Raw genomic sequence first — 25367 nt, forward strand, 5'->3', positions numbered from 1 at the left:
AGCCCTGACCGGGATCGGATCAGGCCCACCTGCGAAGCGCCTCGCGATCGGCGCGCACCCGTTGCTGTTTCCAGACGATCTGTCCCCATTCGGTGATCGCAAAGATCGCCCGACCACTCGCCTCGGGCCGCGCTTCAAGAACGCGCCATAGGAGCCCCCTGTCGCAAAGCGTGTCGAGGCGCGTTGCGCGACGCCGCTCGGGCAGGCTTGCGAGGCGCCGGTCGACGGTCAACCACCCCTGCCGAAGCGCTTGGTCGAGCACGTCGTGATCCAGAGGCTCCAGCTCATCCCAGCGAGACCCCAACCTTGAGGCCGGGTCCGAAGCCATAGTCGGTTCGGACTTGGCGCGGTCGCGGCCGCCAGCTTGGCGACGCGGGTCGTCTACGTCGTGAGGGATGCAGGCCGGGTGAGCGAGATCGCCAGCGACCTCCACGCGGTCTCGGCGGACGGACCGGAAGGCGGTCAGGTGGATGATCGGACTTGGGCCACACTTGTCGCTCATGTGGAATAGACGCGGCCAAGTCCGCTTTTAGTCCCTTCAACCTGACACAAGACGGGCGACCCCGCTACCGGGTCGCGCCGATCTGGCGACCTGCACGAGCTGTGGACCCGAGGTCGCCCTCACATCGTTGGCTCATGCTTCCCGGGGTGATCTACAAGGCTCCGACAACTTCGGTGGTTTCCGAAAGAGCCTTGGGGGTGGCGCGACTGAGGCGCCGAGCAGTGCCAGGGCGAGAGCTCAGCGCGAAATGACTGGGAAAGTCCGCAAATGACCCATGCGCGGTTCCATGCGGAATTGCGCAGCGATTCGCCGGCTTTTCGTCGCGCGCGACGAAACGCGTCGGACTTGGCTTTCAGAGCCTTGCAAACTTACACACTTTCTTACACACTTGATGAACTAGCAGAAAAAACATGAATATAATCAACTACTTATGGTAGACGCGCCGGACTCGATGTCCGCAACGTCGGCGACATGGGACAGATGCCCTCGAGCCTGCCGATGTTCCACCTCCCGATGGTTCCCCTCACCTGGGAAACCCTGGCCATCATCGCGCCGATCACGGCGACGCTGGCGTTCGTCGGTCTCTTGGAGAGCCTGCTGACCGCCAACCTGCTGGACGACATCACCGACACGCCATCCGACAAGGATCGCGAGACCCGCGGCCAGGGTGTCGCCAACATCGCCTCTGGCCTCTTCGGCGGCATGGCGGGCTGCGCCATGATCGGCCAGTCGATCATCAACGTGTCCTCTGGCGCGCGGCCGGCTCTCGACGCTCTGGGCTGGGCTGTTTCTCCTGTTCCTGATCCTGGTGCTGCAGGACTGGGTGGCGCGAATCCCGATGGCCGCCCTGGTGGCCGTCATGATCATGGTCTCGGTCGGCGCCTTTGACTGGGGCTCGATGCTGCGCCTGCGCTCGACCCCATTTCAGTCGTCTATCGTCATGCTGGCCACGACAGCCACCGTGGTCGCCACGCATGACCTGTCGAAAGGCGTGGTGCTCGGCGTGATCCTCTCGGCGGTCTTCTTCATGCGCAAGGTCGGCAAGACCATGGCGGTGACGGAGATCGAAACTCCGGAGGATGGCCTGCTCCGCTACAGGGTGACCGGCCAGTTGTTCTTCGCCTCCGCCGACCTCTTCGCCGCCAGCTTCGAGCATCACGGCCATCCGCGCCGGGTTGAGATCGATATGACCGGCGCCCACCTCTGGGATCTCACCGGGGTCGCCGCCGTGGACAAGGTCGTATTCCGCTATCGCCGTCAGGGCGCGGAGGTGGAGGTGATCGGCATGAACCAAACCGGTCAAACCCTGGTCGACCGTCTGGGCAAGCACGACAAGAACCACATGCCGTCGGGCGCCGCCGCCCACTGAGCGAGAACCGTGCGCCTCTAGCGCGGCAGACGACCCTTCGGCGGCTCGCATTTGACCACGGCGAGCAAGGCCGCCGTGCAAAGCGCATCGCCGCCCCGGCCGAACGTCTCCGAGAGGTCGGTGGCCGTGACCGCGGCTTCCAAGGCGCAGAACTTACCGACGACCAGCGCCATTTGCTGCGGGGTCCGAAGGTCTGCAGGAACGAGTTCGTGTCGGAGATGGAAGGTCGGGTGACCATGAACTCGACCAGCGACTCTCGCCCCATCCAGCACGGAGTCGAGCATGTCCGTCTATTGACCACGCCGACGGGCGGAGAACGCAGCGGATGAGCGGAAGGCGTCACCCAAGTGTCGAATCTAAATATTGGCCAACAACAATCGACAACTAGATGAATACAAGTTAACCAATCTGCTTAAGGACACCGTAAACGCGGGTACATACTTATCTCACCTAGCTGATCGTCGAGTATTTCTGACGGATTGCCCTCCTCAGAACTACGAGACCGGGGGGAGATCAAATGTCCACGATCACGGCGTCTACGACGACCCAACTGATACAGGCCCTGAAGGTCGCGCAGTCCGGGGACACGATTTTTCTCACGCCAGGCACCTATTCGAACGTGACGCTGAGCTATCTGAAGATCGCCGGTGACGTGACGATCACCTCGGCCGATCCAAACCGTCAGGCGACCTTCACCGACCTGACCGTGCGCGACAGCAGCGGCCTGAACTTCAGCAACCTTGAGTTCGTGGTCGATCCGGCGATCTCCAACGGCTTCAAGGTGCTCAACAGCAGCGATATCCAGTTCGACAAGCTGAACGTCCACGGGACCCTCGACGGCGACCCGACCAACGACAGCTCGGCCATGCAGATCCGCGGCAGTTCCAGTGTGAGCGTCACCAACTCGGAGTTCCAGCAGCTCTCCAATGGGCTCTCCCACCTCGACAGCGAACACATCACCATCTCGGGCAACAAGTTCCACGACATCCAGATCGACGGCGTGCGCGGTGGCGGTTCGTCGTTCGTGACGATCAGCAACAACCACTTCACGGACTTCTATCGTGAGGACGGCAATCACCCCGACGCCATCCAGTTCTGGACCAGCAACACCACGACGTCGGCGCATGACATCGTGATCGCCAACAATGTCATCGACCGCGGCGACGGCGGCCCGATGCAGGGCATCTTCCTGAAGGATGAGAGCGGCGGCAGGTTGCCCTACCACAACGTGACGATCACGGGGAACGTCATCGTCGGCTCGATGTGGAACGGCATCTCGGTCAACGGCGCCGACGGGCTGACCATCAGCAACAACATCGTCGCTGGCTTCGCGGACATGAAGGCCCGCATCGCGCTGAAGGACACCGTCGACGTCACCCTGACCAATAACCAGGCCACCGACTATATCCGCGTGGACATCGTCCAGATGACCACCGACACCGGCAACATCCGCATCGCCGTTCCCACCGACGGCGGGATGGCCATCCTCAATCTCTGGATGGACAACCATCCCAGCAGCATTGCGGCCGAACTCTATGACACCAGCGTCTCGGCTCCTTCGGAAGACACCGCTACGACCACGCCCCCCCCGACGACCCCGACAATTGGATACAAGTCCGGCAGCCCCGGCGCCGACACCCTGACAGACGCCGACGGCTCGACCACCATGGCCGGCGGCGCCGGCGACGACGTCTATGTGGTCGGCAAGGCGACCACCGTCATCACCGAGCTCAGCGGCGCTGGCCAGGACCTGGTCAAGTCTTCTGTATCCTTCACCCTAGGGGCCAATGTCGAAGACCTGACTCTGACTGGAACCGGCAATATCAACGGCGTCGGCAATGAGCTGAATAATTACATCACCGGCAATGACGGCAGCAACCACCTGGTCGGCGGCGCGGGCGACGACACGCTCGAGAGCCGGGGCGGCACTGACCTGCTGGAAGGTGGCGCGGGTAACGATACCTACGTCGTCAACGCGAACGCGAGCGTGGTGGAAGCCGCCGGCGCCGGGATCGACACCGTGAAATCGATGTACGGCATCACGATGAGCGCCAATGTCGAGAACGCGATCCTGATCAACAAGGGCGGGGCCGGCGTGGTCGGCAACGCGCTGAACAACGAGATCACCGGAAACGTCGGCACGAACCGACTGTCCGGCGGCGCAGGCGCCGACACGATCGACGGCGGCGCCGGGGCTGACGTCCTGCTTGGCGAAACCGGGAACGACGTCCTCACGGGCGGGGACGGCGCGGACCGGTTCATCTTCGGCCGCGGCAGCGGCAATGACGTCATTACCGACTTCGGCGTGAGCGGCGCGCGTGAATCGATCGACTATTCCGCCTACGCCAAGGCGGGTGTGAAGCTCACGATCATCGACCTCGGCGCCGACACCCTGATCCAGTTCGACACCGGCAACTCGATCCGCCTGACCGGCGTCGACCCGCACGAACTGCAGTCGACCGGCACCAACTTCGTCATCAACGGCTAGGGCCCCCGGCGCCGGAGACTGCGGACTATCTGCGTCGTTCGAAAGGCCAAGCCTGTGAACGAAGTGACATCCATTCCGCCGCCGATCCATCCAACCGGCACGCCGATCTGCCATCAGCTGAATGTGCAGCCCAGGGCGCTACGGGATCAACGTGATCGGAGATGCGGTGCCGGGGCCAGGCACCGCCTGCGCCGGCCCCTGTGCGGACGCGAAAGTTACACACTTTCTTACACACCCTGGCATTCAACAATAAAAACATCAATTATATCAATAAGTTACTGTAGACGCGCCGGACTCAAAATCCGGTTCCGAAAGGAGTGTCGGTTCGAGCCCGACCGCCCGCACCATCAGCAGCGGCCAAGGCGACCCTGCCCTGGCGTGAACCTTGTGGCCGCCGCCCCGAGCGCTAGGGTGGACCGCGAACGCAGCCGACCTGGCTGCCGCACGATCAAGGGGACCGACATGGCGGATTTCGGAGGCGAGCCGAACCTTGAGGCCTTCCGCGCCGAGGCCCGAGCTTGGCTGGAAGCCAATTTCCCACCCGCCCTCGCAGGCAAGGGCGCCCTGGCCTCGGCCGAGATCTCGACGCCCAATCCCGACCTCGCGGCCTGGCGCAAGGCCGTCGGGGCCAAGGGCTGGGGCACGCCCACCTGGCCGGCCCAGTACGGCGGCGGCGGGCTCTCGCCCCAGGAGGCCAAGGTGCTGGCCCAGGAGATGGCCAAGCTCGGCGCCTTCAACCCGCTGATGTTCGGCATGGGCGTGACCATGATCGGCCCGACCATCCTGGACTACGGCACCGAGGCCCAGAAGGCCCAGCACATCCCGCCCATCGTCCGCGGCGAGGTGCACTGGTGTGTCGGCTATTCGGAACCCAACGCTGGCTCGGACCTCGCCTCCCTGCAGATGCGGTGCGAGGACGCCGGCGACCACTATGTGATCACTGGCCAAAAGACGTGGACGTCCGGGGCCCAGTACTCCGACTGGTGCGGGGCCCTGGTGCGCACCGACTTCGCGGCCAAGAAGCATGACGGCATCAGCTTCATGCTGATCGACATGCATCAGCCGGCCATCGACCCGCGCCCGATCGCCCTGATCGCCGGGGCTTCGCCGTTCTGCGAAACCTTCTTCACCGAGGCCCGGGCGGAGAAGGACGGCCTGCTGGGCGAGCTGAACCACGGCTGGACCGTCGGCAAGCGGCTGCTGCAGCACGAGCGCGCCAGCCAGACCGGCGCCTCCGGCGGCGGGCGGGTGATCCCCTTGCAGGACATCGCCAAGCGCTATGTCGGGGTCGATGAACAGGGCCGGCTGGCCGACAGCGACCTGCGCACCCGGCTGACCCAGCACCTAATGGACGCCAAGGTGCACGGCCTGACCCTGGCCCGCATCGTCGCCGAGTCGAAAGGGGCCTCGGGCGCCAACACCACGGCCTCGATCCTGAAGAACTCCGCCACCAATGTCGCCCAGACCCGGGCCGAGCTCAGCCTGGAGATCTTCGGCCATCAGGGCCTGGGCTGGGAGGGCGAGGCCTTCAGCCAGGACGAGATCGAGACCGTGCGCGGCTGGCTGGGCGGCAAGGCCATGTCGATCTATGGCGGCTCGTTCGAGATCCAGAACAACATCATCTCCAAGCGCATCCTGGGCCTGCCGGACAACACCCAGTCGAGCTGACCTCCCGAACCTGGACCATAGGCCGCAAGCCTCTTCTACCGTGGAGGCTCGACGGCGTGCGTCGTGAATGATAATCGTTCGCAATTGAGGCGCGTAAGGACCTCGCGATGAACGATCTATCGGTGCAACACGATCTGGACGCGGTTCCCGCCGAGGGCCTGGTCGTGCGCCTGAGTTCGGCCCAGGTCGGGGCGAGCGGGGTCATCGTCGATGTCCGCGCCGAGAGCGCGCCGTTGGCCCACGGGGTGGACGTTCACGAGCTGCAGCGCCGCCTGCTGGAGTTCGGCTTCGTGGAGGGCGCCCGCATCGAGGTGCTGCACGAGGGCGCCATCCGCCACGATCCCATCGCCGTGCGGGTGGACGACACCCGCGTGGCCCTGCGTCGCCGCGACGCCGAGGACGTGTTCATCCTGCTCGACACGCCGCGGCAATGAGCCAGGCCGCCGCGCTCGCGTCCGCCAGGGTCGCCCTGGTCGGCAATCCCAATTCCGGCAAGACGGCGCTGTTCAACGCGCTCACCGGCGCGCGCCAGAAGGTCGCCAACTACGCCGGGGTCACCGTGGAGCGGAAGGAAGGCGTGGTCACCACGCCCGCCGGCCGCAGCCTCCACATCCTGGACCTGCCCGGCACCTATTCCCTACGCGCCCGCAGCCCCGACGAGGTGGTCACCCGCGACGCGGTCCTGGGCCGGCTGGAGGGCGAGGTCCCGCCCGACGTGGTGGTCTGCGTGGCCGACGCCACCAACCTGCGCCTGGTGCTGCGCCTGGCCCTGGAGCTGAAGGCCGTCGGCCGGCCGATGGTGCTGGCGCTCAACATGTATGACATCGCCCAGCGCCAGGGCCTGCGGATCGACCTGGAGGGCCTGTCGCGCGAGATCGGCGCCCCCATCGTCACCACTGTGGCCACCCGCAAGCGCGGCATCGAGGATCTGGTCGCCCAGGTCGATGCGCTGGCCGCCAGCGGGGCCCTGCCCGGCCAGAACACCTGGCGCGAACCCGACGCCGCCGAGATCCGCCGCGCCCATGCCGAGGCCCAGCGGATCGTGCGCACCTATGTCCGTCCGCCCGAGCACCCCGACACCTGGACCGGCCGCGTGGACGCGGTGCTGCTGCACCCGGTCTTGGGCCTGGCGATCCTGTTTTCCCTGCTGTTCCTGATGTTCCAGGCGGTGTTCACCTGGGCCACTCCGGCCATGGACGGCATCGAGGCCGCCTTTGGCTGGCTGGGCGGCCTGGTGGGCCAGTTCGTCACCAACGACCTGGCCCGCAGCCTGATCGCCGACGGGGTCATAGCGGGAGTCGGCAGCGTGCTGGTCTTCCTGCCGCAGATCCTCATCCTGTTCCTGTTCATCCTCCTGCTGGAGGACTTCGGTTACATGGCCCGGGCGGCCTTCCTGATGGACCGGATCATGGGTGGGGCCGGGCTGCACGGGCGTGCATTCATCCCCCTGCTCTCCTCCTTCGCCTGCGCCATCCCCGGGATCATGTCGACGCGGGTGATCGATTCCAAGCACGACCGGCTGACCACCATACTGGTGGCCCCGCTGATGACCTGCTCGGCGCGGATCCCGGTCTACACCCTGATCATCGCGGCCTTCATCCCCAACACCCAGGTGTGGGGCTTCATGAGCCTGCAGGGCCTGGTGATGTTCGGCCTTTACGCCGCGGGCATCCTCAGCGCGCTCGCCGTCTCCTTCGTGACCCGGCGGCTGTTCTGGCGCGGGGCGGTAGAGCCGTTCCTGATGGAGCTGCCCACCTACAAGCTGCCCGACCCGGCCAACGTGGCGCGCAACCTGTTCCTCCGCGCCCAGATCTTCATCGAGCGGGCGGGCCGCATCATCCTGCCGTTGATGATCCTCATCTGGGTGCTCTCGACCTTCCCCTACGCCCCGGCGGGCGCCCCGGGGCCGGCCATCGACTACAGCTTCGCCGGCATGATCGGCCACGCCATCCAGCCCCTGCTGGCCCCCATCGGCTTCAATTGGCAGATGTCGATCGCGCTCGTGCCCGGCATGGCCGCCCGCGAGGTGGCCGTCGCCGCGCTCGGCACCGTCTATGCGGTGGGCGACGCGGAGAACAACACCGGGACCCTGGCCTCGACGCTCAAGGGCCACTGGTCGGTGGCCACGGGCCTGTCGTTCCTCGCCTGGTACATCTTCGCGCCGCAGTGCGCCGCGACCCTGGGCGTGGTGAAGCGCGAGACCAACAGCTGGCGCTGGCCGATCATCATGTTCGTCTACATGACCGCCCTGGCCTATCTGGCGGCCTTCATCGTCTACCGCACGGCGGTCGCCCTGGGCGGGGGATGAAGCTTCACCATAAACAACTTTTAGGGGAAATTAATTGCGCGCTTTAAGGGATCGCTAAAACTAACCGCCATAGCGTTTCCTGATCGGGGAGCGACAGGATGCAAGTAACCACCCAAAAACGCCGCAGAGCGGCGGCCAAGCCCGCCGCGAAGCCGGCGAGCGACCATCTGGTCGAGCGTATTCGAGAGACCCTGCTGCTGTTCGGCGGCGAAGCCCACCGCCGTGACGTGATCGCCAATGTGGCGCGCGAGACGGGTCTGGACGTCAAGAACATCCCCCAGGATTTCGAGGCCGCCGTCATCCTCTCCTTCGAGGAAACCGTGCGCGATGAAGTCCGCCGCGCCGCCCATGGCTTCTATCTGAAGTTCGGCGAGGGCTCGCACCGCTGGAGCGTCAAGCTCCCGGAGACGGCGCACTAAGAATTCGCGATACTTCGACCGAGATCGAAGCACCCTCAGCGGCAAACGGTCGATCCTGGCGATCCCAGCCAGGAGTAGCTCGATGACGAAGACTATAGTTGCGTGCGCCGCGATCCTCGGCGCGCTGGGGGTCCCTGCGACTGCAGCGGAAACGATCCGACTGCCGGGCGCGGTCGGCGAGCCCACCCTTGCAATCAGTCACGAACCCGGACCCGGGCCTAGCGTGCTCTTTGTGCACGGCGCGACCTTTCCCCAGGCGCTATCGATTGGCTACCGGCTGGCGGGTCGTTCCTGGATGGACGACCTACGCGCCCGCGGCTTCGACGTGTGGGCCTTCGATTTCGCCGGCTACGGCGACTCGGACCGCCCTGCGGCCATGACCGGGACCGCTCCCGTGGGTCGCATGGCGGAGGCCGTCGACCAGATCTCCCGCGTCACGCACCACATCCGCGCAGTCTCGAAGAAGGATCGGGTCTCGGTGCTCGCCCATTCTTGGGGAACCTTGCCGGCCGGTGCGTTCGCCGCCCAATACCCCGAGTGGATCGAGCGCCTAGTTCTCTTCGGTCCGCCCGCCCTACGCGAGGCCACGCCGCCCGCCGCCGCGCCAGCCACGGGCGCGTCCCTGGTGAGCGCTGAGGATCAATGGACGAGCTTTCAGTCGGGCGTGCCCGCGGGCGAGCCGTCGCCCATCGACCGGGACCTGTTCGTCCCCTGGGCCGAGGCATATCTCGCCAGCGACGCCGCCAGCGGCACGCGCAATCCGCCGGCCGTGCTCGTGCCAACAGGACCTCAGGTGGATTTGGGGGAGGTCTGGTCCGGCCGATTCCCGTACGACCCGGGCAAGATCCGAGCTTCGACCCTTGTCGTCTACGGCGAGTGGGACCCTATCACGCGCGACGCCGACGCGGGCTGGTTGAAGGAGGCCCTGGCCAATGCCGCAGGGGGCGTCCGGGTCGCCAAACTGCCTCGCGGCGCGCACCGCATGCATCTTGAAACAAACCGTCAGGTCCTCTTCGACGCAGTCGGCGCCTTTCTGGCGGAGGACTGACGCTACGCCTTGCCACCCGACAACGCATCGGCCGCGCCCTGCAGGCGCCCCAACAAGCGCTTCAACAGCGCCACCTCGTCCGGCGACAGGCCCGAGATCAGCGCCGCCTCATAAGCCAGGGCCAGGGGGGCGACCTCCGCATGCAGCTGCGCACCCTGGACGGTCAGGGCCAGGACGTGGGAGCGGCCGTCGGCGTGGTGGTCGCTGCGGGCGATCAGCCGCCGGTTGCTGAGGCCCTGGGCGGCGCGGCTGACCGTCACCTTGTCCATGCCGGTGCGCGCGACGATGGCGCCCTGGGTCAGGCCGCCATCCTCGGCCAGGACGCAGATCAGCCGCCATTGCGGGATGTTGAGGCCGAAGCGATCCTCGTAGGCGCGCGCGATCAGCTGGCTGACGGCGTTGGAGGCGACCGACAGGCGATAGGGCAGATAGGCGTCCAGCTTCAACTCGCCCGCGGGCGGATCGGAAAGCTGGCGCTGCACGCTCATGACCCTTGGACCTCCTGCTCGATGGCGCCGAAGATGGTGTGACGGCGAGCGTCGCGCATCTCAATCCGCACCCGGTCGCCAGGCTTGAGGAACGGCGTCTTGGGCGCGCCGTGGGCAAGGGTCTCGACGGTTCGCAACTCTGCGAGGCAGGAATAGCCGACACCACCTTCGGCGACCGGTTTTCCTGGACCGCCGTCGGGACCGCGATTCGACACCGTACCGGAACCCACAATGGTCCCGGCCGAGAGGGCCCGGGTCTTAGCGGCGTGGGCGATCAGGGTTCCGAAGTCGAAGGTCATATCGACCCCGGCGTCCGCCTCGCCCAGGGGCTTGCCGTTCAGCTCGACCTCGAGCGCCCCGTGCAGCTTGCCGTCCTTCCAGCTCTCGCCCAGGGCGTCGGGCGTCACCGCCACCGGCGAGAAGGCGGAGGCCGGCTTGGACTGGAAGAAGCCGAAGTTCTTGGACAGTTCGCCGGGGATCAGGTTGCGCAGGCTGACATCGTTGACCAGCAGGACCAGCCGCACGGTGGCCAAGGCCTCCTCCCTGCTGGCGCCCATCGGCACGTCGCCGGTGATCACCGCCACCTCGCCCTCCAGGTCGCAGCCCCAGGCCTCGTCGGCCAGCGGGATCGGGTCGCGCGGGGCCAGGAAGCCGTCGGAGCCGCCCTGGTACATCAGCGGATCGGTCCAGAAACTGTCGGGCATGTCGGCCGAGCGGGCCTTCCGCACAAGGGCCACGTGGTTCACATAGGCTGAGCCATCGGCCCACTGGTAGGCGCGCGGCAGGGGGCTCTCGGCGTCCTTCTCGTGGAAGCGGACCCGCGGGATCGAGCCGGTCTCCAGCCCCTCGGCCAGGCCGCGCAGCAGGGGTTCGCAGCGCTCCCAGTCGTCGAGGGCGGCCTGCAGGGTCGGCGCGACATTGGTCGCCTCGACACACCAGGCGAGATCGTTGGAGACGACAATAAGGCGGCCGTCACGACCCCACTTGAGTGAAGCGAGCTTCATACTAGTTTTCCTCCCGGCGGACGGTGCGTGTCAGGCGCACGCCTTGTTCGTAGGCCTGGGGCAAATAGACCACGACCTCGACGCAGATGTCGCCGCCCGCCTCGTCGACCCACAGGTAATTGCGCTCGAAACAGACGTCGCGGCCGGCCGGGGTGTAACCCTCATAGGTGTCGCCCCAGGGGGTGCAGGCGGCCATGTCACGGCGCGGAAGCGAGCAGGCGCGTTCCAGCTCCTCCTGCGCGGCTTCAGTGAGATCGGACTCGAGATCGGCTTGCGCCATCGGCTAGCTTGCCTTCAAGCCGGCGTCCGCCAGCTATTGACGTAGTCCGGGTTCTCCACCGTAGAGGCCGCCTCGCCCACGTCCAGGGGATCGCGGGTGTCGATCATTACGGCGTATTCGTCGGTGGCGGCCTTGGGCTGGCTCAGCATGTTCTTCAGGGCCTTGGGGTGCGGCCCATGGGTGAAGCCGGAGGGATGGAAGGTCATCATCCCGGCCTCGATGTGGTCGCGGCTGAAGAAGTCGCCGGCGTGGTAGAACAGCACCTCGTCGAAGTCGTCGTTGTTGTGGAAGAACGGCACCTTCAGCGCGCCCGGATCGGTCTCGAAGGGCCTGGGCGCGAAGGTGCAGACCACGAACCGGTCGGACACGAAGGTGGTGTGGACGCTGGGCGGCAGGTGGTAGCGGTGGCTCACCACCGGCCGGATGTGGCGCACGTTCAGCCGCACCGGCGCCAGCTCCCCGTGCCAGCCCACCGCGTCCAGCGGATTGTATGGATAGGTCACGGTGGAGACCTCGCCGCGCTTCTTCACCGCCACCGTGGTCTTGCCGTCCTGGGCCTGGTGGGCCTTGAAGGCTTCGTTGAGCTCCGGCGTGTCCAGCATGGCCGGATCGAACAGGGCATGGCCACCCAGCAAGCCCTTGTCGGGCAAGGTGAAGTGGCTGTTGGTCGCCTGGATCATCAAGACCGCGGTCGGCTCGGCAGGCGCCAGCCGCCACATGGTGCCGCGCGGGAGGTAGAGATAGTCCCCGGCCTCATAGGCGATGTGGCCGTAGTCGCAGAAAAGGTCGCCCTGCCCCTGGTGGACGAACAGCAGCTGGTCGCCGTCGGCGTTGCGGGCCAAGCCCGGCATGGCCTCGGCCAGCTTCCAGAAACGCATCTCGGTGGCGGCGTTCTTCAGGATCACCGGGGCGTTCCAGGGCGAACCCTGGGCCTCGTTCAGCCGGGCCAGGTCGAAGGCGCGGGGCCGCAGCGGGCCCTCGAAATTGCTCCAGCCGGTGGGTGGGCGCGGGTGATGGATGAAGGCGGCCGGGCCGAAGAACCCCTCCTTGGAGATCTCCCGCTCATAGGTGCCGGCGGGCATGTCGGCGTGGGCCTGGCGCGAATGGGCGCCTTGGGCGGCGCGGACCGGGATCCAGTTGCGGGCCATTTCAGGGTTCGTCCTTGTAGATGCCCACCACGAGCGGCCGGTTTGCGGCCAGGCTCGCGCGGTACATGCCCGAGGTGTTGTAGCTCCAGGCGACCTGGCCGTCAGGCGCCACGGCGATGATCCCCCCGTCGCCGCCCAGCGCCGTGAGCTTGTCCTGGATCACGATGTCGGCCGCGGCCTGGAGGCTGAGGCCCTTGTGCTCGACCAGGGCGGCGATCTCGTGGGCGACGCCCAGGCGAATGAAATACTCGCCGGTCCCGGTGGCCGACACCGCGCAGGCGGCGTTCGACGCATAGGTCCCTGCCCCGATCACCGGCGAGTCGCCCACCCGGCCCCACTGCTTGCCGGTGGTGCCGCCAGTCGAGGTCCCCGCCGCCACATTGCCCGAGATGTCGAGGGCGACCACACCCACCGTGCCGTACTTGCCCTCGTCGTGGGCCAAGGCATGGACCGGATCGGGCCTGTGATCGCCGGCCGGCCGGGGCGGGACCGGCAGGTCGTGGGCCTTGGCGAAGTTCTCGAGGCTGCGCCAGCGGCGCTCGGTGAAGAAGTAGGAGGGATCGGCCTGCTCCACGCCATTGGCCTTGGAGAAGGCGTCGGCCCCGGCCCCGACCAGCAGGACGTGGGAGGACCGTTCCATGACCGCGCGGGCCAGCGAGATCGGATGGCGCGTGCGGGTGACACCTGCCACCGCCCCGGCCGCCAAGGTCGCGCCGTCCATGATCGAGGCGTCCAGCTCGTTGGCCCCGCGGGCGGTGAACACCGCGCCGCGCCCTGCGTTGAACAGCGGGTCGTCCTCCAGCAGGTGGATGGCCGCCTCGATGGCGTCGAGCGCCGAGCCGCCGGCCCGCAGGACCACGCCACCGGCCTCGGCGACCCGCCCAAGGGCGGCGCGATAGGCGGCCTCCTGCTCAGGCCTCAGATGCCGGCGCTCGATCGTCCCCGCGCCGCCGTGGACGGCGATGGCCCAGTGCGACGTCGACAAGCCTCAGCCCTCCTTGGCGGGCAGGACCCCACGACGGATCTGGTCCAGCTCGATGGACTCGAACAGGGCCTTGAAGTTGCCCTCGCCGAAGCCCTCGTTGCCCTTGCGCTGGATCACCTCGAAGAAGATCGGGCCGATCATGTTCTCGGTGAAGATCTGCAGCAGGATGCCCTGGCCCTCGGTGGGGGCGCCGTCCAGCAGGATCTTGTCGGCCCGCAGGCGGTTGACGTTCTCGCCGTGGCCCGGAACCCGGGCGTCGATGCCGTCGAAATAGGTGTCGATGGTGTCCTGGAACTTCACGCCCCGGTCTCGCATGGTCTCGACGGTCTCGAAGATGTCGTCCGTCCCGAGCGCCACGTGCTGGATGCCTTCGCCGCCGTAGTCCTTGAGGAACTCCTCGATCTGCGAGTGGTCGTCCTGGCTCTCGTTCAGCGGGATGCGGATCTTGCCGCAGGGGCTGGTCATGGCCTTGGAGAACAGGCCGGTCTGCGAACCCTCGATGTCGAAATAGCGGATCTCGCGGAAATTGAAGATCCGCTCGTAGAACTCCGCCCACTTGGCCATGCCGCCGCGCACTACGTTGTGGGTCAGGTGGTCGAGATAGGTCAGGCCGACGCTGTTCTTCGCCATCTGCTCCGTCGCGCCCTCGATGGGCAGGAAGTCGACGTCGTAGATCTCCTGGGCCCCGTAGCGGTCGACCAGATAGAGGTTCGAGCCGCCGATCCCCTCAATGGCCGGGATATTCAGCTCCATGGGGCCGACCGGGCCTTGCACCGCCTTGGCGCCGCGCTCGACGGCGAGCTTCAGCGCCTTGGCGGCGTCCTTGACGCGGAAGGCCATGGCGTTAGCCGAGGGGCCGTGGACCGCGCGGAAGGCCGCGGCCTGGCCAGCCGGCTCCATGTTGAGGATGAAGTTGATGTCGCCCTGGCGGAAGCGCAGCACGTTCTTCGAGCGGTGCTTCGACACTGCCGTGAAGCCCATCATCTCGAACAGGCCCTTCAGCCGTTCGGGCTCGGGGGAGGTGAACTCCACGAACTCGAAGCCGTCGGTGCCGAGCGGGTTCTCGAACAGGTCGCCGGACTTTGCGGTCTCGGACTTCACTTGGGTCGTCATGGCGGCGGCTCTCCCGAGATATAGTATCAGATGAAACTAAGTGCCTGAAGCCGAGGTGGGAGACAAGCCCCTCCTCGACTGGTAGCAAACGTTTGAACGCCCCTTCGGATCGACATGCTTCGCAAAACCTACGACTGGGTCATGGGCCTGGCCGCCTCGCGCCACGCCCCGGCCAGCCTGGCGGCCGTTTCGTTCGCCGAGAGCTCGTTCTTCCCCATCCCGCCCGACGTGATGCTGGCGCCCATGGTGCTGGCCAGGCCCGATCGCGCCTATGTCTACGCCACGATCTGCACCGTGGCCTCGGTGCTGGGCGGCATGCTGGGCTACACGATCGGCCATTTCCTGGGTCCGGTCGGCGAGTGGCTGCTGATGGTCACCGGCAATGCCGGCGGACAGGCGGCCTTCGAGGCCTGGTTCGCGGAGTGGGGCCTGTGGGTGATCCTCATCAAGGGCCTGACCCCGATCCCCTATAAGCTGGTGACGATCTCCGCCGGCCTGGCCGAATTCTCGTTCTTCACCTTCGTCTGGGCCTCCGTCGTGACCCGGGGCGCGCGGTTCTTCCTGGCCGCCACCCTGATCAAGTATTTCGGACCCGCGGTGCGCGAGGAGGTGGAGAAGCGCCTGACCCTCTACACCGTGCTCGGCCTGGTCGTGCTGGTGGGCGGCTTCATCGCGCTCAAGCTCCTCTAGAGCCCGGCGGCGTTTTAGGATCATATCGGCGGCGATGAGCGGTCTCATAACCCCCTTCCTCGAGCGCTGGCGCCTGACGGCGTTCGTCTCGTCGCTGTTGATGCTGGCCATCGCCCACGCCTTCGAGACCTTCGGCGGCCTCGCCCCCTGCACCCTCTGCCTGCGCGCCCGCGAGGTCTATTGGGTCGCCGCGGCCGTGGCGCTGGCGGGCATGCTGGTGGTCCGGACGGCGAATGGCGCGCGCTTCAAAGTCGTTTTCGACGCCCTGCTGGCCCTGATCTTCGCCGCCAGCGTGGGGCTGGCGGTCTATCACGCCGGGGCGGAGTGGAAGTTCTGGCCGGGCCCGACCGCCTGCGCCAGCACCGGCGCCTCGGTCAGCGCCGGCGACATGGCCGCCCTGCTGAACGGCGCCAAGCTCAAGCCGCCGGCCTGCGACGAGGCGGCTTGGGTGTTCCTCGGCCTGTCCATGGCCGGATGGAACGCCCTGGTCTCGCTGAAGCTGACCATCTTCAGCCTGCTGGCCGTTCGCCACGAACGGGCCCGGCGATGAACGCCAAGCCGATCCCGCCGCGCCCTGGCGCCGGCGCCATGAGCTCCCGGCTGGCCGAAATCCTGCGGGTCGATCATGCCGGCGAGCTGGGGGCGGTGCATATCTATCGCGGCCAGCGCGCGGTGCTCTCCCAGGCGACAGGCCACGAGCGGATCGCCGGCCAGCTGGAGGAGATGGAGGGCCACGAGGCCGTCCACCTGGCGCGGTTCGACAAGCTGCTGACCGAGCGCGGCGTGCGGCCCACGGTCATGACGCCGCTCTGGCGGGTGGCGGGCTTCGCGCTGGGCGCCGGCACGGCGCTGCTGGGCGACAAGGCCGCCCACGCCTGCACCGAGGCCGTGGAGACCGTGATCGAGGAGCACTATGCCGGCCAGATCGCCGAGCTGGAGCGCCGCGAGCCGGAGCTGGCCGCCGAGCTTTCCAAGTTCCGCGACGAGGAGCTGGCCCATCGCGACCAGGCCCTGGCGGAGGGCGCTAAGGAGGCGCCAGGCTACGCCGTACTGTCGGCGGTGATCCGCGCCGGCTGCCGGGCAGCTATCAAGATCAGCGAGAAGCTATGACCGAGGCCGAGATCATCGCCCTGCGCCGCGGCTCGGAGACGCCGGTCCGGGCGAGGGCCGCCGATCTCCAGGGCGTGGCGGAGGACCTCTCCGCGGCCTTCGCCACCGACCCGATGTTCGACTGGTTCATGCGCGACGACGCAAAGCGCGACGCCGCGCGCCTGCGGCTGTTCAAGCGGCTGGTCGGCATGGCGCTCGCCGACGGCGAGGTGCTGCAGCCGGCCAGCGGCGGGGCGGCCTCGATCTGGCTGCCATCGGAAAGCCTGGGCCCCTCGTCGCTGCTTGAGGAGCTGCGGGTCATGCCGACGGTCCTCGCCGCCACCGGGTTCTCGCGGCTGTCGCGGATGTCGGCCATGCGCGCGGCCATGGACAAGCACCATCCCATGGAGCGGCCGCACGTCTATCTGTGGTTCGTGGGCGTTCGGCCCGAAGCCCAGGGCCTTGGCGTCGGAAGCCGCCTGATCGCCGCCGGCCTGGAGCGCGTCGACGCGTTGGGTCTGCCGGCCTATCTGGAGAGCTCCAGCCCCGCCAATGTGCCGCTGTACCGCCGCCACGGCTTCGAGGTGACCCGGGAGATCCAGCCCCGGCCGGACTCGCCGATCATGTGGGCCATGTGGCGCGAGCCGCGTTGATCCTGCTCTACCTCGCCGCGGTCAACCTCGCGGCCTTCGCGGCCATGGGCTGGGACAAGGCGCGCGCCGAGCGCGGCGAACGGCGCATCCCCGAACGCATTCTGCTGATGCTGGCCGCCATCGGCGGAAGCCTCGGCGCCGTCGCCGCCCAGCAGGCCTTCCGCCATAAGACCCGCAAGCAACCGTTCGGGGCGATCCTGCTCGTCATTCTGGCGGCACAGGTCCTGGCCGGGGCGGCGTGGCTGGTTCTGGCGCCTGCCTAGGCCTCGAGCTCGATGTCCCAGTAGAGATAGTCGAGCCAGCTCTGGTGCAGATGGTGCGGCGGGAACTTACGGCCACGGTCCTGCAGTTCGTGGGCGGTGGGCCGCCGGGGTTTGTGGAAAGGATGCATGTGGGCTTCGTGCGGCGTGCGCCCGCCCTTGTGCAGGTTGCAGCGGGCGCAGGCGGTGACGATGTTCTCCCAGGTCGTCCGCCCGCCGCGCGAGCGCGGCACCACATGGTCGAAGGTCAGGTCCTCGCCCACCCGGCAGTACTGGCAGGTGAAAGCGTCGCGCAGGAACAGGTTGAAGCGGGTGAAGGCCGGAGGCCGGTCCTGCGGCACATAGTGCTTCAGCGAGACGACGCTGGGCAGGCGCATGGCGAAGGACGGGGAATGGACCTCGTGGTCGTAGGTCGAGACCACGTCGACCCGGTCGAGGAACACCGCCTTGATCACCTCCTGCCAGGGCCAGAGGGACAGCGGATAGTAGCTGAGGGGCCGGAAGTCGGCGTTCAGCACGAGACAGGGCCAGCCGGACGGCGGGTGGCTAAGCACCTGCATGGCTGGACCTCCGTCGGCGCGGACCCGCGCCTATGGCGTACGCGTAGAGACTGAAGACAGGCCCCCTTTCGCGATCTGGTCGTCCTCGAATCTCCGGACGGCGATTCTCATGACCAACGAACTATAAGGCAGTTTTCAAGACAGCTCCATGACCTGGAGCGCATCACCCCGTCTCACGGTTCGGGAGGATCAGACCGTGGACGGGGCGGGATCGCGGGACACTAGACGCCGACGGCCGCGGTGGCGCCGGCAAGGCTCAGGCTGATGAGAACGAAGGCGACGGCGACGGTGGCGTCGAAAAGGCGGCCGATGTTCGAAAGAGCAGACATGGTTTCATTCCTTTTTGGGTTTGGGCCCCGGCGGCGCCGGCTCCCCGTCCATCTGGACAACGCTAAGATACCCCGCATCTGAACAATGTACAGATACATTTTACAACGTAAGCTATTAGAAAACGTATAGGCCGAGATAGGCAGGCTGGGACAAATGAAAAGGGGGCCCGGAGGCCCCCTTCCCGTCGCGGGGTTGGGTTTGGAGCTTAGGCGCCGAGGGCCGCGGTGGCGGCGGCGACACCCAGGCCGAGAACCAGGAGGAACGCGGGGGCGATCCGGTCGAAGAACCGTTCGAAATGGGTAAGACCAGCGAGAGACATGACACACACCTTTCAGTTTGAACCCCGGGGGAGCGGGGGCGTTTCTTATTTGAACAATGCTAAGATAGCAGCGATCTGAACGGCGTCAAGATGATCTTTACGCCGTCCAGATTCAGATTTAGAGTGCCCGCGATGAGAGAAACTGCTGCCGCCGAAAACCGCCCCTATCACCACGGCGATCTGCGCCGCGCGCTGATCGACGCGGCCCGTCGCCTGCTGGAGTCCGAAGGGCCCACGGCGCTGTCGCTCCGCGCGGTCGCCCGGGAGGCCGGGGTCAGTCCCGCCGCGCCCTATCACCACTTCAAGGACAAGGGCGAACTGCTGGACGCCGTGGCCCACGAAGGCTGGGACATGCTGAACGCCCAGATGGCCAAGGCCAAGGCGGAGGCGACCACCATCCAGGACAAGCTCACCGGCCTGGGCGTGTCCTATGTCCGTTTCGCCCAGGCCAACCCAGCGCTCTACCGCGTGATGTACGATTCCTCCCGCGACAAGGAAGCGCTCCCCGACCACGCCCACATGCAAGACGACAGCGCCTACTGTCAGGTGCGAGACACCTTCATCGAGGCCGGCGCCGACGTGAACAACGAGATCGACCTGGAATTGGCCACCAACGCCGCCTGGTGCGCCGCCCACGGCATGGCCGAGATGATCAGCTTCAAGATGTTCGATCATCTGAAGGTCGCCCTGGGCGGGGAAGAGGCCTTCATCCGCGCCACCTTCCAGCACCTGGGCATTTTCGCCGCCGCCCGACCCCGCTAAGTCTCACGGGTGTTCATCACCCGCTTCGCCCCCTCCCCCACCGGCCTGCTGCATCGCGGCCACGCCTTTTCTGCGCTGAGCGCCCATGCGGCGGCGCGCCGGGCGGACGGTCGCTTCATCCTGCGCATTGAAGACATCGACGCCACCCGCTGCCGACCGGAGTTCGAGGCCGCGATCCATGAGGACCTCGCCTGGCTGGGCCTCGACTGGGAAAGGCCCGTCCGTCGCCAGTCCGAGCATCTGGCGGACTATCAGGCCGCCCTGGAGCGCCTGACCGCACGCGGCCTGACCTATCGCTGTTTCCGCACTCGCAAGGAGATCGCCGAGGATATCGCCCGCGCGCCGCATGGGGCGATGGAGACCTGGCGTGGCGCGCCCCTGCCCCCAGGCGAAGAGGCCTCGCGCCTGGCGGCCGGGGAGGGCTTCGCCTGGCGGCTGTCGCTCGACGCCGCCGAACAGGCCCTGGGCGGGGATATTTGCTTCGTGGAGGAGGGCGAGGGCCCGCAAGGCGAGCATGGGATCATCCCCGTCGATCCGGCCCTGGGCGGCGACGTGGTCCTGGCGCGCAAGGATGTGGGCGTTGCCTATCACCTGGCCGTGGTGGTCGACGACGCCCTGCAGGGGATCAGCCACGTGATCCGGGGTTGCGACCTCTACCAGGCGACCCACGTACAGCGGCGGCTGCAGGCCTTGCTGGACCTGCCCGCCCCGGTCTATCGGCATCATCGCCTGCTGCTGGGCGCGGACGGCAAGCGCTATGCCAAGCGCGACCGGGCGCAGGCCCTGGCGGAGCTGCGGGCCGGCGGCATGACGCCCCAGGCGTTGCGACGGGAGCTGGGTTTTGACTGAGGCCGCCGCGACGTCCGACCGGGGACATCTGAAGGCCCTGGCCGTGCTGGTGTTCGGCGCCGCGGTGATCGGCCTCGCACCGATCCTGGTGCGGCTGGCCGACGCCGGGCCCGCGGCGGTGGGCTTCTGGCGCGTGATCCTCGCCCTGCCTTTGCTCGCCATGATGGCCCAGAAGACCGATGGCGGGGTCGGCGCCGCGCCGCGCCTGGCCCTACTGGCCGGGGCGGCCTTCGCGCTGGACCTCAGCTTCTGGCACTACGGGATCGCCTTCACATCGGTGGCCAACGCCACGGTCCTCACCAACCTCACGCCCGTGGTGGTGACCGCGGTGGCCTGGCTGGTGTTCAAGCAGCGCCCCAGGAACCTGTTCGTCGCGGCGGTGGCCCTGGCGGTCGGCGGCGCCTGGCTGATGGCGGCGGGCCGCGGCGCTCACGCGCCGGGCAGCAACCCGCCGCTCGGCGACGCCTTCTCCCTGCTGACCGCGGTCTGGTACGCCCTCTATTTCCTGGCGGTCAGCACCGCGCGCCGCACGGTGGGGGCCACGCGGATCATGTTCTGGTCGGGAATGGCCAGCGCGCCGCTGCTGCTGCTGGCCGCCGTCCTGCTGGGCGAGGACCTGCTGCCGAGGAGCGCCGGGGGCTGGGCCGCCTGTCTGGGCCTGGGCCTCATGCACGTGGCCGGCCAGGGCTCCATCGCCTGGGCCCTGGGACGCCTGCCGGCCGCCACCGCCTCGGTGGTGGTGCTGGTCCAGCCCGTGGTGGCCGCCATCCTCGGCTGGATGCTGTTCGCCGAGGCCCTTGGGACGGTCCAGGCGCTCGGCGCCGGCGTCGCCCTGGCCGGCGTGGTCCTGGCCCAGATGGCCTCGCGGCCGAGGGCGGCGGTCTAGTGCGACGCGTGGTGCTCGGCGTTGCGCTTGCGGGTCGCCGCGGCCTTCTTCGCCGAGGCTGAGCGTTCGGCGGCCGAGCGGCTGGCCGAGGCCTTGCCGCCCTTCTCGCCGCCCGTATGCGCCGCCGGATGGCCGGTCTTCTTGCCGCGCCCGGAGCCGCCGGGATTCTTGCCGCCGCCGTCGTCCTTGTTGACCGTGGCCCAGGCCCGGCGCTCGGCTTCCTTCTCCGAGACGCCCCTGGCCTCGTAGCCTTCGGCGATGTGGTCGGCCTTGCGTTCCTGCTTGTCGGTGTATGCGCTCTTGTCGCCGCGGGGCATGGCGGGTCTCCTCCTGTGGTCACCGACCAACCTGGGACTGAGCCTCAGGTTCCCAGGGCATAGGCCTGGCGCGCGGCCTCGATAGCAGCCAGCTTGGCCTGGAAAGGGGCCCAGTCGTCGCGCTCGTCGATGGCCGCCCAGATCGCCTCGATCTCGTCATAGAGCAGCTCTTCCGGCTCAGGCCTGGCGAAATAGGCCGCGTCCAGCCGCTCGGGCCAATCCGGCTCGTAGGCCTTCAGCAGATCGCGGAAATCCGTGAAGCCCTCCCCGACATAGATGTCGCCCCGCAGGCCCGCCAAGGCCCGGGCCTCACCGCCGCCGAACCAGTCGAAGAAGAACGGTTCCCAGCGCAGGCGCTCGCCCCCTACCGAGATGGCGCGGAAGGCGGAATTCACCAAGGCCACGTCGTCGTCCGGCGAGCGGCTCTTGAGCGCTAGCCGCGCCAGCATCGCCTGGGCCAGGGCGGCGCGATAGGCGGGGCCAAACCCGTTCAGCGCCTCGACCAGGAGCTCCTGGGCGCTCACCAGCGACAGGCAACCGGCCAACTGCTGCAGGTTCCAGAACACCGCCTCCGGCTGGCGGCCGAAGGCGTAGAGCCCGGCGGAATCGAAATAGGCGGCGGTGAAATTCGGATCGTTCTTCGGCAGGAACCGGTAGGGCCCGTAGTCGAAGCTCTCCCCGGTGATGTTCATATTGTCGGTGTTCAGCACCCCGTGAACGAAGCCCGCCGCCATCCAGCTGGCGGTCAGGGCCGCCGCGCGGCCGACCACCGCGCCTAGCAGGGCCGAGGCGTGGTCCGGGGCGTTCCCCAGTTCCGAATAGTAGAGCGCGATCACATGGTCGACGAGGGCGCTGATGCGCTCGGGCTTCTGGTGGAAGGCGTGGCGCTGGAAGCTGCCGAAACGGACATGGCTATGCGACAGCCGCACCAGGACCGAGGAGCGGGTCGGGCTGGGCTCGTCGCCGCGCGCCAGCGGCTCGCCGGTCTCGATCAGCGAGAAGGACTTCGAGGTCGGGACGCCCAGGGCCTCCAACATGGCGGTGGCCAGCACCTCGCGGACTCCGCCCTTCAGGGTCAGGCGCCCGTCGCCCTGCCGCGACCAGGGGGTCTGGCCGGAGCCCTTGGTCCCCAGCTCCAGCAGGCGGCCCGTCCCCACCTCGCGCATCTGGGCGAACGAGAAGCCGCGACCGTCCCCGAGGTCGGGGTTGTAAACCCTGAACTGGTGGCCGTGATAGCGCATCGCCAGCGGGGTCTCGAGGTTACCCGGCAAGGGCTGGAAACGTCCGAAATGGGCGATCCACTCGTCGTCGGTCAGGGTATCCAGGCCGATAGTGGCCGCCGCCCGGTTGTTGCGGAACCGCAGCAGGGCCATGGGAAAGTCCGCCGCCGCCACCGGGTCGGCGAAGTCGCGGCCCAGGTCCTGCAGATGGGGCTCGGGGCGGTAGGCCGGGGAAACGGGCATGGTCACTCCGAAGCGTGTGAGGCGGCGTCGCGAGCCAGACGCCTCTTCTGGCTGATATCGCCCGCGATCCCAAGCGGAACCGAAATCGGGTTTCGCCCCTAGGCGCCTGTGTTAGGCAGGGGCCATGTCCACCCGATCCACGCTCGAATTCCTCAAGACCGAAACAGGTTCTGGCCTGCTGCTGGTGGCGGCGGCGGCGAGCGCGCTGGTCTTGGCCAACAGTCCGCTTTCAGAACACTACTTCGCGCTGATCGATCACAAGATCACCGTCCAGTTCGGCGCATTCGCCGAGACCATGCCCACCTATGGGTGGATCAAGAACGGCTTGATGGCGATCTTCTTCTTCGTCGTCGGACTGGAGATCAAGAACGAGATCCTGCGCGGAGAACTCTCCAATCCCAGGCGGCTGGCCCTGCCGGTCATGGCCGCGATCGGCGGCGTCGCGGCGCCGGCGCTTGTCTATCTCGCGCTGAACGCGGGCTCTGATGGCGCCCCTGCGGGCTGGCCGACCCCCGTCGCGACGGATATCGCCTTCGCCCTGGCGGCCCTGGCGGTCGCCGCACCCAAGCTGCCCCCGTCGCTTCGCGTCTTCTTGCTCACCTTGGCGATTGTCGACGATCTGATCGCCGTATCGCTGATCGGCGTGCTGTTCACCCACGACCTTGACCTTCGGATGGTCGCTGGAGCCCTGAGCGCGCTCGTGGTGCTGGCGGCCATGTCGCGATGGGACAGGGCGCCGCGCCTCTTCTACGCGGCGGGCCTGATCCTTCTGTGGGCCTTCACCCTGAAGTCGGGCGTCAACACTTCGCTCGCTGCGGTGGCCGGGGCCTTCACCGTGCCGATCGACCCGCGGCGGCCGGGCGAGCCCGGGATGCTGGAGCACTTCATGGAGAGCATTCACCCCTATGTCGCCTTCCTGATCCTGCCGTTGTTCGCCTTCACCGCGGCCGGGTTCTCGTTCAGCGGCCTGTCGCCCAGCGCCCTGCTGGGGCCCGTCCCGCTGGGCATCGCGCTCGGCCTCTTCGTCGGCAAGCAGATCGGGGTGTTCGGAGTGGGCGCCCTGGCCATCGGCCTGAAGATCGCCCGGCGGCCCACCGGGACGAAGTGGCTGGAGCTCTACGGGGTCTCGCTGCTGTGCGGGGTGGGGTTCACGATGAGCCTGTTCATCGGCGGCCTGGCCTTCGACCCCGGCGACATGGCCGCCCAGACCGACGTGCGGATCGGGGTGGTGGCCGGATCGCTGCTGTCGACCGTGATGGGCATGGCGGTGCTGGGCTTGGCCCAACGACTGCGCAACGCCGAGGGCTAGAGCGCAGCCCGGTTCAGGACAGGTTCAGGCTGGTCGCGCGATCCTCCGGGCGAACGCAACCGGAGTCGCCCCATGAGACGCCTGATTGTCGCCGTCGGCCTCGCCGTTTCGCTAGCGGCCGCCGCCGCCCACGCCCAGCCCGTGGAGAAATTCGACCGCAAGTCCCATGGCGAGTGGGTCTATGAGTACAAGGACGGGCGCAGCGAGGTAAAGCGCGAGCGAAAGCCCGGCGAATACAAGGAAGAGATCAAGCACCGCGACGGGGTCTCGAAATTCGAGCGCAAGTCCGACGGGAGCTGGAAGGAAGAAATCAAGGACGGTCGCTGCGAGATCAAGCGCGAGCGCACCAGCAGCGGCGAATACAAAGAAGAGCGCAAGTGCGGATGACCCCCGCCGGCGGGGTCTAAAGCAGGTCGCGGGCCCAGCGCTCGTCGCCGCGGCGCGCGGCGACCACGGGCATGTGAGCGAACCGGCCGACCGCCTCGACGGTCTGGTCGAAGTCCGGCGCGTCGGGATCGGCGCTTTGGCTGATCACCACCGCGTGGATGGGGATGCCGAAACCCTGGAGGGCGGCGAGGGCGGTCAGGGTGTGGCTGATCGCGCCGAGATATGAGCCGCCAACCAGCACCGCCGGCAGCCCGACGTCGGCGTGCAGGTGGGCGCAGAGCCCATCCTCGGCGATGGGCGACATGATCCCGCCAGCGCCCTCGACGATCTTCAGGTCGGCCTGGGTGTCGGCCAGGAACGGGCGACAGGCGTCCAGCACCTGCGCATAGGCCAGGGACCGCCCCTCAGCGCGGGCGGCCATGGGCGGTGACAGTGGGGCGCGGAAGCGCAGGGGCGATACGGCGTCCAACAGGGCCTCGTTTGGCGCCAGGCCCAAGGCCCGCAGCAGGCAGCCCGGATCGCTGTCGGCCCAGTCCTCGGGGTCGAAGCCGCTGACCACCGGCTTCAGAACCCCCACGCGCCTACCCCGGGCCACGGCGGCGCGGATCAGGGCGCAAGCCACATAGGTCTTGCCCACATCGGTGTGGGCTCCGGCGATGGAGAGGCCGCGCAC

Annotated in this window: 30 protein-coding genes; 18 read left to right on the forward strand and 12 right to left on the reverse strand. The window is 67.5% G+C overall.

The features are described from left to right. Nucleotides 1-19: 19 nt before the first annotated feature. Nucleotides 20-262, reverse strand: a complete 243-nt coding sequence (locus tag Q8Q88_RS04365; protein WP_305673977.1) for a hypothetical protein — start codon at nt 260-262, stop codon at nt 20-22. A 738-nt stretch (nt 263-1000) separates the two neighbouring features. Here Q8Q88_RS04365 and Q8Q88_RS04370 point away from each other — a divergent pair. Beyond that, nucleotides 1001-1390, forward strand: a complete 390-nt coding sequence (locus tag Q8Q88_RS04370) for a SulP family inorganic anion transporter (protein ID WP_305673978.1) — start codon at nt 1001-1003, stop codon at nt 1388-1390. Further along, the gene (locus Q8Q88_RS04375; RefSeq protein ID WP_305673979.1) at nt 1341-1871 is read left to right on the forward strand and encodes an STAS domain-containing protein; all 531 of its coding nucleotides are present in this window, start codon (nt 1341-1343) and stop codon (nt 1869-1871) included. The genes Q8Q88_RS04370 and Q8Q88_RS04375 overlap by 50 nt, the downstream gene beginning before the upstream one ends. Before the next feature lie 17 nt (nt 1872-1888). Here Q8Q88_RS04375 and Q8Q88_RS04380 read toward each other — a convergent pair whose 3' ends face one another. After that, the gene (locus Q8Q88_RS04380) at nt 1889-2044 is read right to left on the reverse strand and encodes a hypothetical protein (RefSeq protein WP_305673980.1); all 156 of its coding nucleotides are present in this window, start codon (nt 2042-2044) and stop codon (nt 1889-1891) included. Between the two features lie 344 nt (nt 2045-2388). Between Q8Q88_RS04380 and Q8Q88_RS04385 the strand changes: the two genes are divergently transcribed. From Q8Q88_RS04385 to Q8Q88_RS04410, 6 genes are all read left to right on the forward strand, one after another. Further along, nucleotides 2389-4359: a right-handed parallel beta-helix repeat-containing protein gene (locus Q8Q88_RS04385; protein ID WP_305673981.1), complete on the forward strand. Its 1971-nt coding sequence runs from the start codon at nt 2389-2391 to the stop codon at nt 4357-4359. Nucleotides 4360-4821: 462 nt separating this feature from the next. After that, a complete protein-coding gene (locus Q8Q88_RS04390) occupies nt 4822-6027 on the forward strand; it encodes an acyl-CoA dehydrogenase family protein (protein WP_305673982.1) in 1206 nt (401 codons plus the stop codon). Nucleotides 6028-6134: 107 nt separating this feature from the next. Then, on the forward strand, nt 6135-6461 hold the full coding sequence (locus Q8Q88_RS04395) for a FeoA family protein (protein WP_305673983.1): 327 nt from the start codon (nt 6135-6137) through the stop codon (nt 6459-6461). Next, on the forward strand, nt 6458-8335 hold the full coding sequence (locus tag Q8Q88_RS04400; RefSeq protein ID WP_305673984.1) for a ferrous iron transporter B: 1878 nt from the start codon (nt 6458-6460) through the stop codon (nt 8333-8335). Before Q8Q88_RS04395 ends, Q8Q88_RS04400 begins: the two co-directional genes overlap by 4 nt. Nucleotides 8336-8433: 98 nt before the next feature. Then, nucleotides 8434-8754 carry a hypothetical protein gene (locus tag Q8Q88_RS04405; RefSeq protein WP_305673985.1) on the forward strand — a complete coding sequence of 107 codons (321 nt, stop codon included), beginning with the start codon at nt 8434-8436 and terminating at the stop codon, nt 8752-8754. 223 nt (nt 8755-8977) lie between these two features. Next, complete coding sequence (locus Q8Q88_RS04410) at nt 8978-9802, forward strand: alpha/beta hydrolase (RefSeq protein ID WP_305673986.1); 825 nt, start codon at nt 8978-8980, stop codon at nt 9800-9802. 2 nt (nt 9803-9804) lie between these two features. Here Q8Q88_RS04410 and Q8Q88_RS04415 read toward each other — a convergent pair whose 3' ends face one another. From Q8Q88_RS04415 to hppD, 6 genes are read right to left on the reverse strand one after another with little or no spacing between them, the layout of a single operon-like run. After that, nucleotides 9805-10290 carry a MarR family winged helix-turn-helix transcriptional regulator gene (locus Q8Q88_RS04415; protein WP_305673987.1) on the reverse strand — a complete coding sequence of 162 codons (486 nt, stop codon included), beginning with the start codon at nt 10288-10290 and terminating at the stop codon, nt 9805-9807. Next, complete coding sequence (locus tag Q8Q88_RS04420) at nt 10287-11294, reverse strand: fumarylacetoacetate hydrolase family protein (RefSeq protein WP_305673988.1); 1008 nt, start codon at nt 11292-11294, stop codon at nt 10287-10289. The genes Q8Q88_RS04415 and Q8Q88_RS04420 overlap by 4 nt, the downstream gene beginning before the upstream one ends. A 1-nt stretch (nt 11295) precedes the next feature. Next, entirely contained in the window at nt 11296-11574 is a 279-nt protein-coding gene (locus Q8Q88_RS04425) for a hypothetical protein (RefSeq protein ID WP_305673989.1), read from the reverse strand. Nucleotides 11575-11588: 14 nt separating this feature from the next. Then, on the reverse strand, nt 11589-12722 hold the full coding sequence (locus Q8Q88_RS04430) for a homogentisate 1,2-dioxygenase (protein ID WP_305673990.1): 1134 nt from the start codon (nt 12720-12722) through the stop codon (nt 11589-11591). A gap of 1 nt (nt 12723) precedes the next feature. Continuing rightward, nucleotides 12724-13707, reverse strand: coding sequence for an isoaspartyl peptidase/L-asparaginase family protein (locus Q8Q88_RS04435; RefSeq protein ID WP_305673991.1), 984 nt, complete (start codon nt 13705-13707; stop codon nt 12724-12726). 3 nt (nt 13708-13710) lie between these two features. Beyond that, a complete protein-coding gene (gene hppD / locus Q8Q88_RS04440) occupies nt 13711-14820 on the reverse strand; it encodes a 4-hydroxyphenylpyruvate dioxygenase (protein ID WP_305673992.1) in 1110 nt (369 codons plus the stop codon). A 114-nt stretch (nt 14821-14934) separates the two neighbouring features. On the opposite strand from hppD, the gene Q8Q88_RS04445 reads away from it, so the two are divergent. The 5 genes from Q8Q88_RS04445 to Q8Q88_RS04465 are packed head-to-tail and all read left to right on the forward strand — an operon-like array spanning nt 14935 to nt 17515. After that, nucleotides 14935-15510, forward strand: coding sequence for a YqaA family protein (locus tag Q8Q88_RS04445; protein ID WP_305673993.1), 576 nt, complete (start codon nt 14935-14937; stop codon nt 15508-15510). A gap of 34 nt (nt 15511-15544) precedes the next feature. Beyond that, the gene (locus Q8Q88_RS04450; protein WP_305673994.1) at nt 15545-16060 is read left to right on the forward strand and encodes a disulfide bond formation protein B; all 516 of its coding nucleotides are present in this window, start codon (nt 15545-15547) and stop codon (nt 16058-16060) included. Continuing rightward, nucleotides 16057-16620 (forward strand): demethoxyubiquinone hydroxylase family protein, encoded by a 564-nt coding sequence (locus tag Q8Q88_RS04455; protein ID WP_305673995.1) that lies wholly within the window; start codon nt 16057-16059, stop codon nt 16618-16620. Before Q8Q88_RS04450 ends, Q8Q88_RS04455 begins: the two co-directional genes overlap by 4 nt. After that, the gene (locus tag Q8Q88_RS04460; protein WP_305673996.1) at nt 16617-17252 is read left to right on the forward strand and encodes an N-acetyltransferase; all 636 of its coding nucleotides are present in this window, start codon (nt 16617-16619) and stop codon (nt 17250-17252) included. Before Q8Q88_RS04455 ends, Q8Q88_RS04460 begins: the two co-directional genes overlap by 4 nt. Then, nucleotides 17249-17515, forward strand: a complete 267-nt coding sequence (locus Q8Q88_RS04465) for a DUF1294 domain-containing protein (RefSeq protein ID WP_305673997.1) — start codon at nt 17249-17251, stop codon at nt 17513-17515. The genes Q8Q88_RS04460 and Q8Q88_RS04465 overlap by 4 nt, the downstream gene beginning before the upstream one ends. Here the strand turns inward: Q8Q88_RS04465 and Q8Q88_RS04470 are convergent. Further along, nucleotides 17512-18072 (reverse strand): HNH endonuclease, encoded by a 561-nt coding sequence (locus tag Q8Q88_RS04470; protein ID WP_305673998.1) that lies wholly within the window; start codon nt 18070-18072, stop codon nt 17512-17514. The two genes, Q8Q88_RS04465 and Q8Q88_RS04470, sit on opposite strands and share 4 nt — an antisense overlap. Nucleotides 18073-18853: 781 nt before the next feature. Between Q8Q88_RS04470 and Q8Q88_RS04475 the strand changes: the two genes are divergently transcribed. From Q8Q88_RS04475 to Q8Q88_RS04485, 3 genes are read left to right on the forward strand one after another with little or no spacing between them, the layout of a single operon-like run. Then, nucleotides 18854-19483 carry a TetR/AcrR family transcriptional regulator gene (locus Q8Q88_RS04475; protein WP_305673999.1) on the forward strand — a complete coding sequence of 210 codons (630 nt, stop codon included), beginning with the start codon at nt 18854-18856 and terminating at the stop codon, nt 19481-19483. Nucleotides 19484-19492: 9 nt separating this feature from the next. Next, a complete protein-coding gene (gene gluQRS, locus Q8Q88_RS04480; RefSeq protein ID WP_305674000.1) occupies nt 19493-20332 on the forward strand; it encodes a tRNA glutamyl-Q(34) synthetase GluQRS in 840 nt (279 codons plus the stop codon). After that, nucleotides 20325-21218, forward strand: a complete 894-nt coding sequence (locus Q8Q88_RS04485; RefSeq protein WP_305674001.1) for a DMT family transporter — start codon at nt 20325-20327, stop codon at nt 21216-21218. The genes gluQRS and Q8Q88_RS04485 overlap by 8 nt, the downstream gene beginning before the upstream one ends. Here Q8Q88_RS04485 and Q8Q88_RS04490 read toward each other — a convergent pair. After that, entirely contained in the window at nt 21215-21535 is a 321-nt protein-coding gene (locus Q8Q88_RS04490) for a plasmid stabilization protein (protein WP_305674002.1), read from the reverse strand. The two genes, Q8Q88_RS04485 and Q8Q88_RS04490, sit on opposite strands and share 4 nt — an antisense overlap. 44 nt (nt 21536-21579) lie before the next feature. Further along, the gene (locus Q8Q88_RS04495; RefSeq protein WP_305674003.1) at nt 21580-22998 is read right to left on the reverse strand and encodes a protein adenylyltransferase SelO; all 1419 of its coding nucleotides are present in this window, start codon (nt 22996-22998) and stop codon (nt 21580-21582) included. 124 nt (nt 22999-23122) lie between these two features. On the opposite strand from Q8Q88_RS04495, the gene nhaA reads away from it, so the two are divergent. After that, complete coding sequence (gene nhaA, locus Q8Q88_RS04500) at nt 23123-24307, forward strand: Na+/H+ antiporter NhaA (protein ID WP_305674004.1); 1185 nt, start codon at nt 23123-23125, stop codon at nt 24305-24307. Between the two features lie 72 nt (nt 24308-24379). After that, complete coding sequence (locus Q8Q88_RS04505) at nt 24380-24694, forward strand: hypothetical protein (protein ID WP_305674005.1); 315 nt, start codon at nt 24380-24382, stop codon at nt 24692-24694. Between the two features lie 16 nt (nt 24695-24710). On the opposite strand, the gene bioD is transcribed toward Q8Q88_RS04505, so the two are convergent. Further along, entirely contained in the window at nt 24711-25367 is a 657-nt protein-coding gene (gene bioD, locus Q8Q88_RS04510) for a dethiobiotin synthase (RefSeq protein ID WP_305674006.1), read from the reverse strand.

This window comes from Phenylobacterium sp. (assembly GCF_030697925.1).
Taxonomy (GTDB): domain Bacteria; phylum Pseudomonadota; class Alphaproteobacteria; order Caulobacterales; family Caulobacteraceae; genus Phenylobacterium.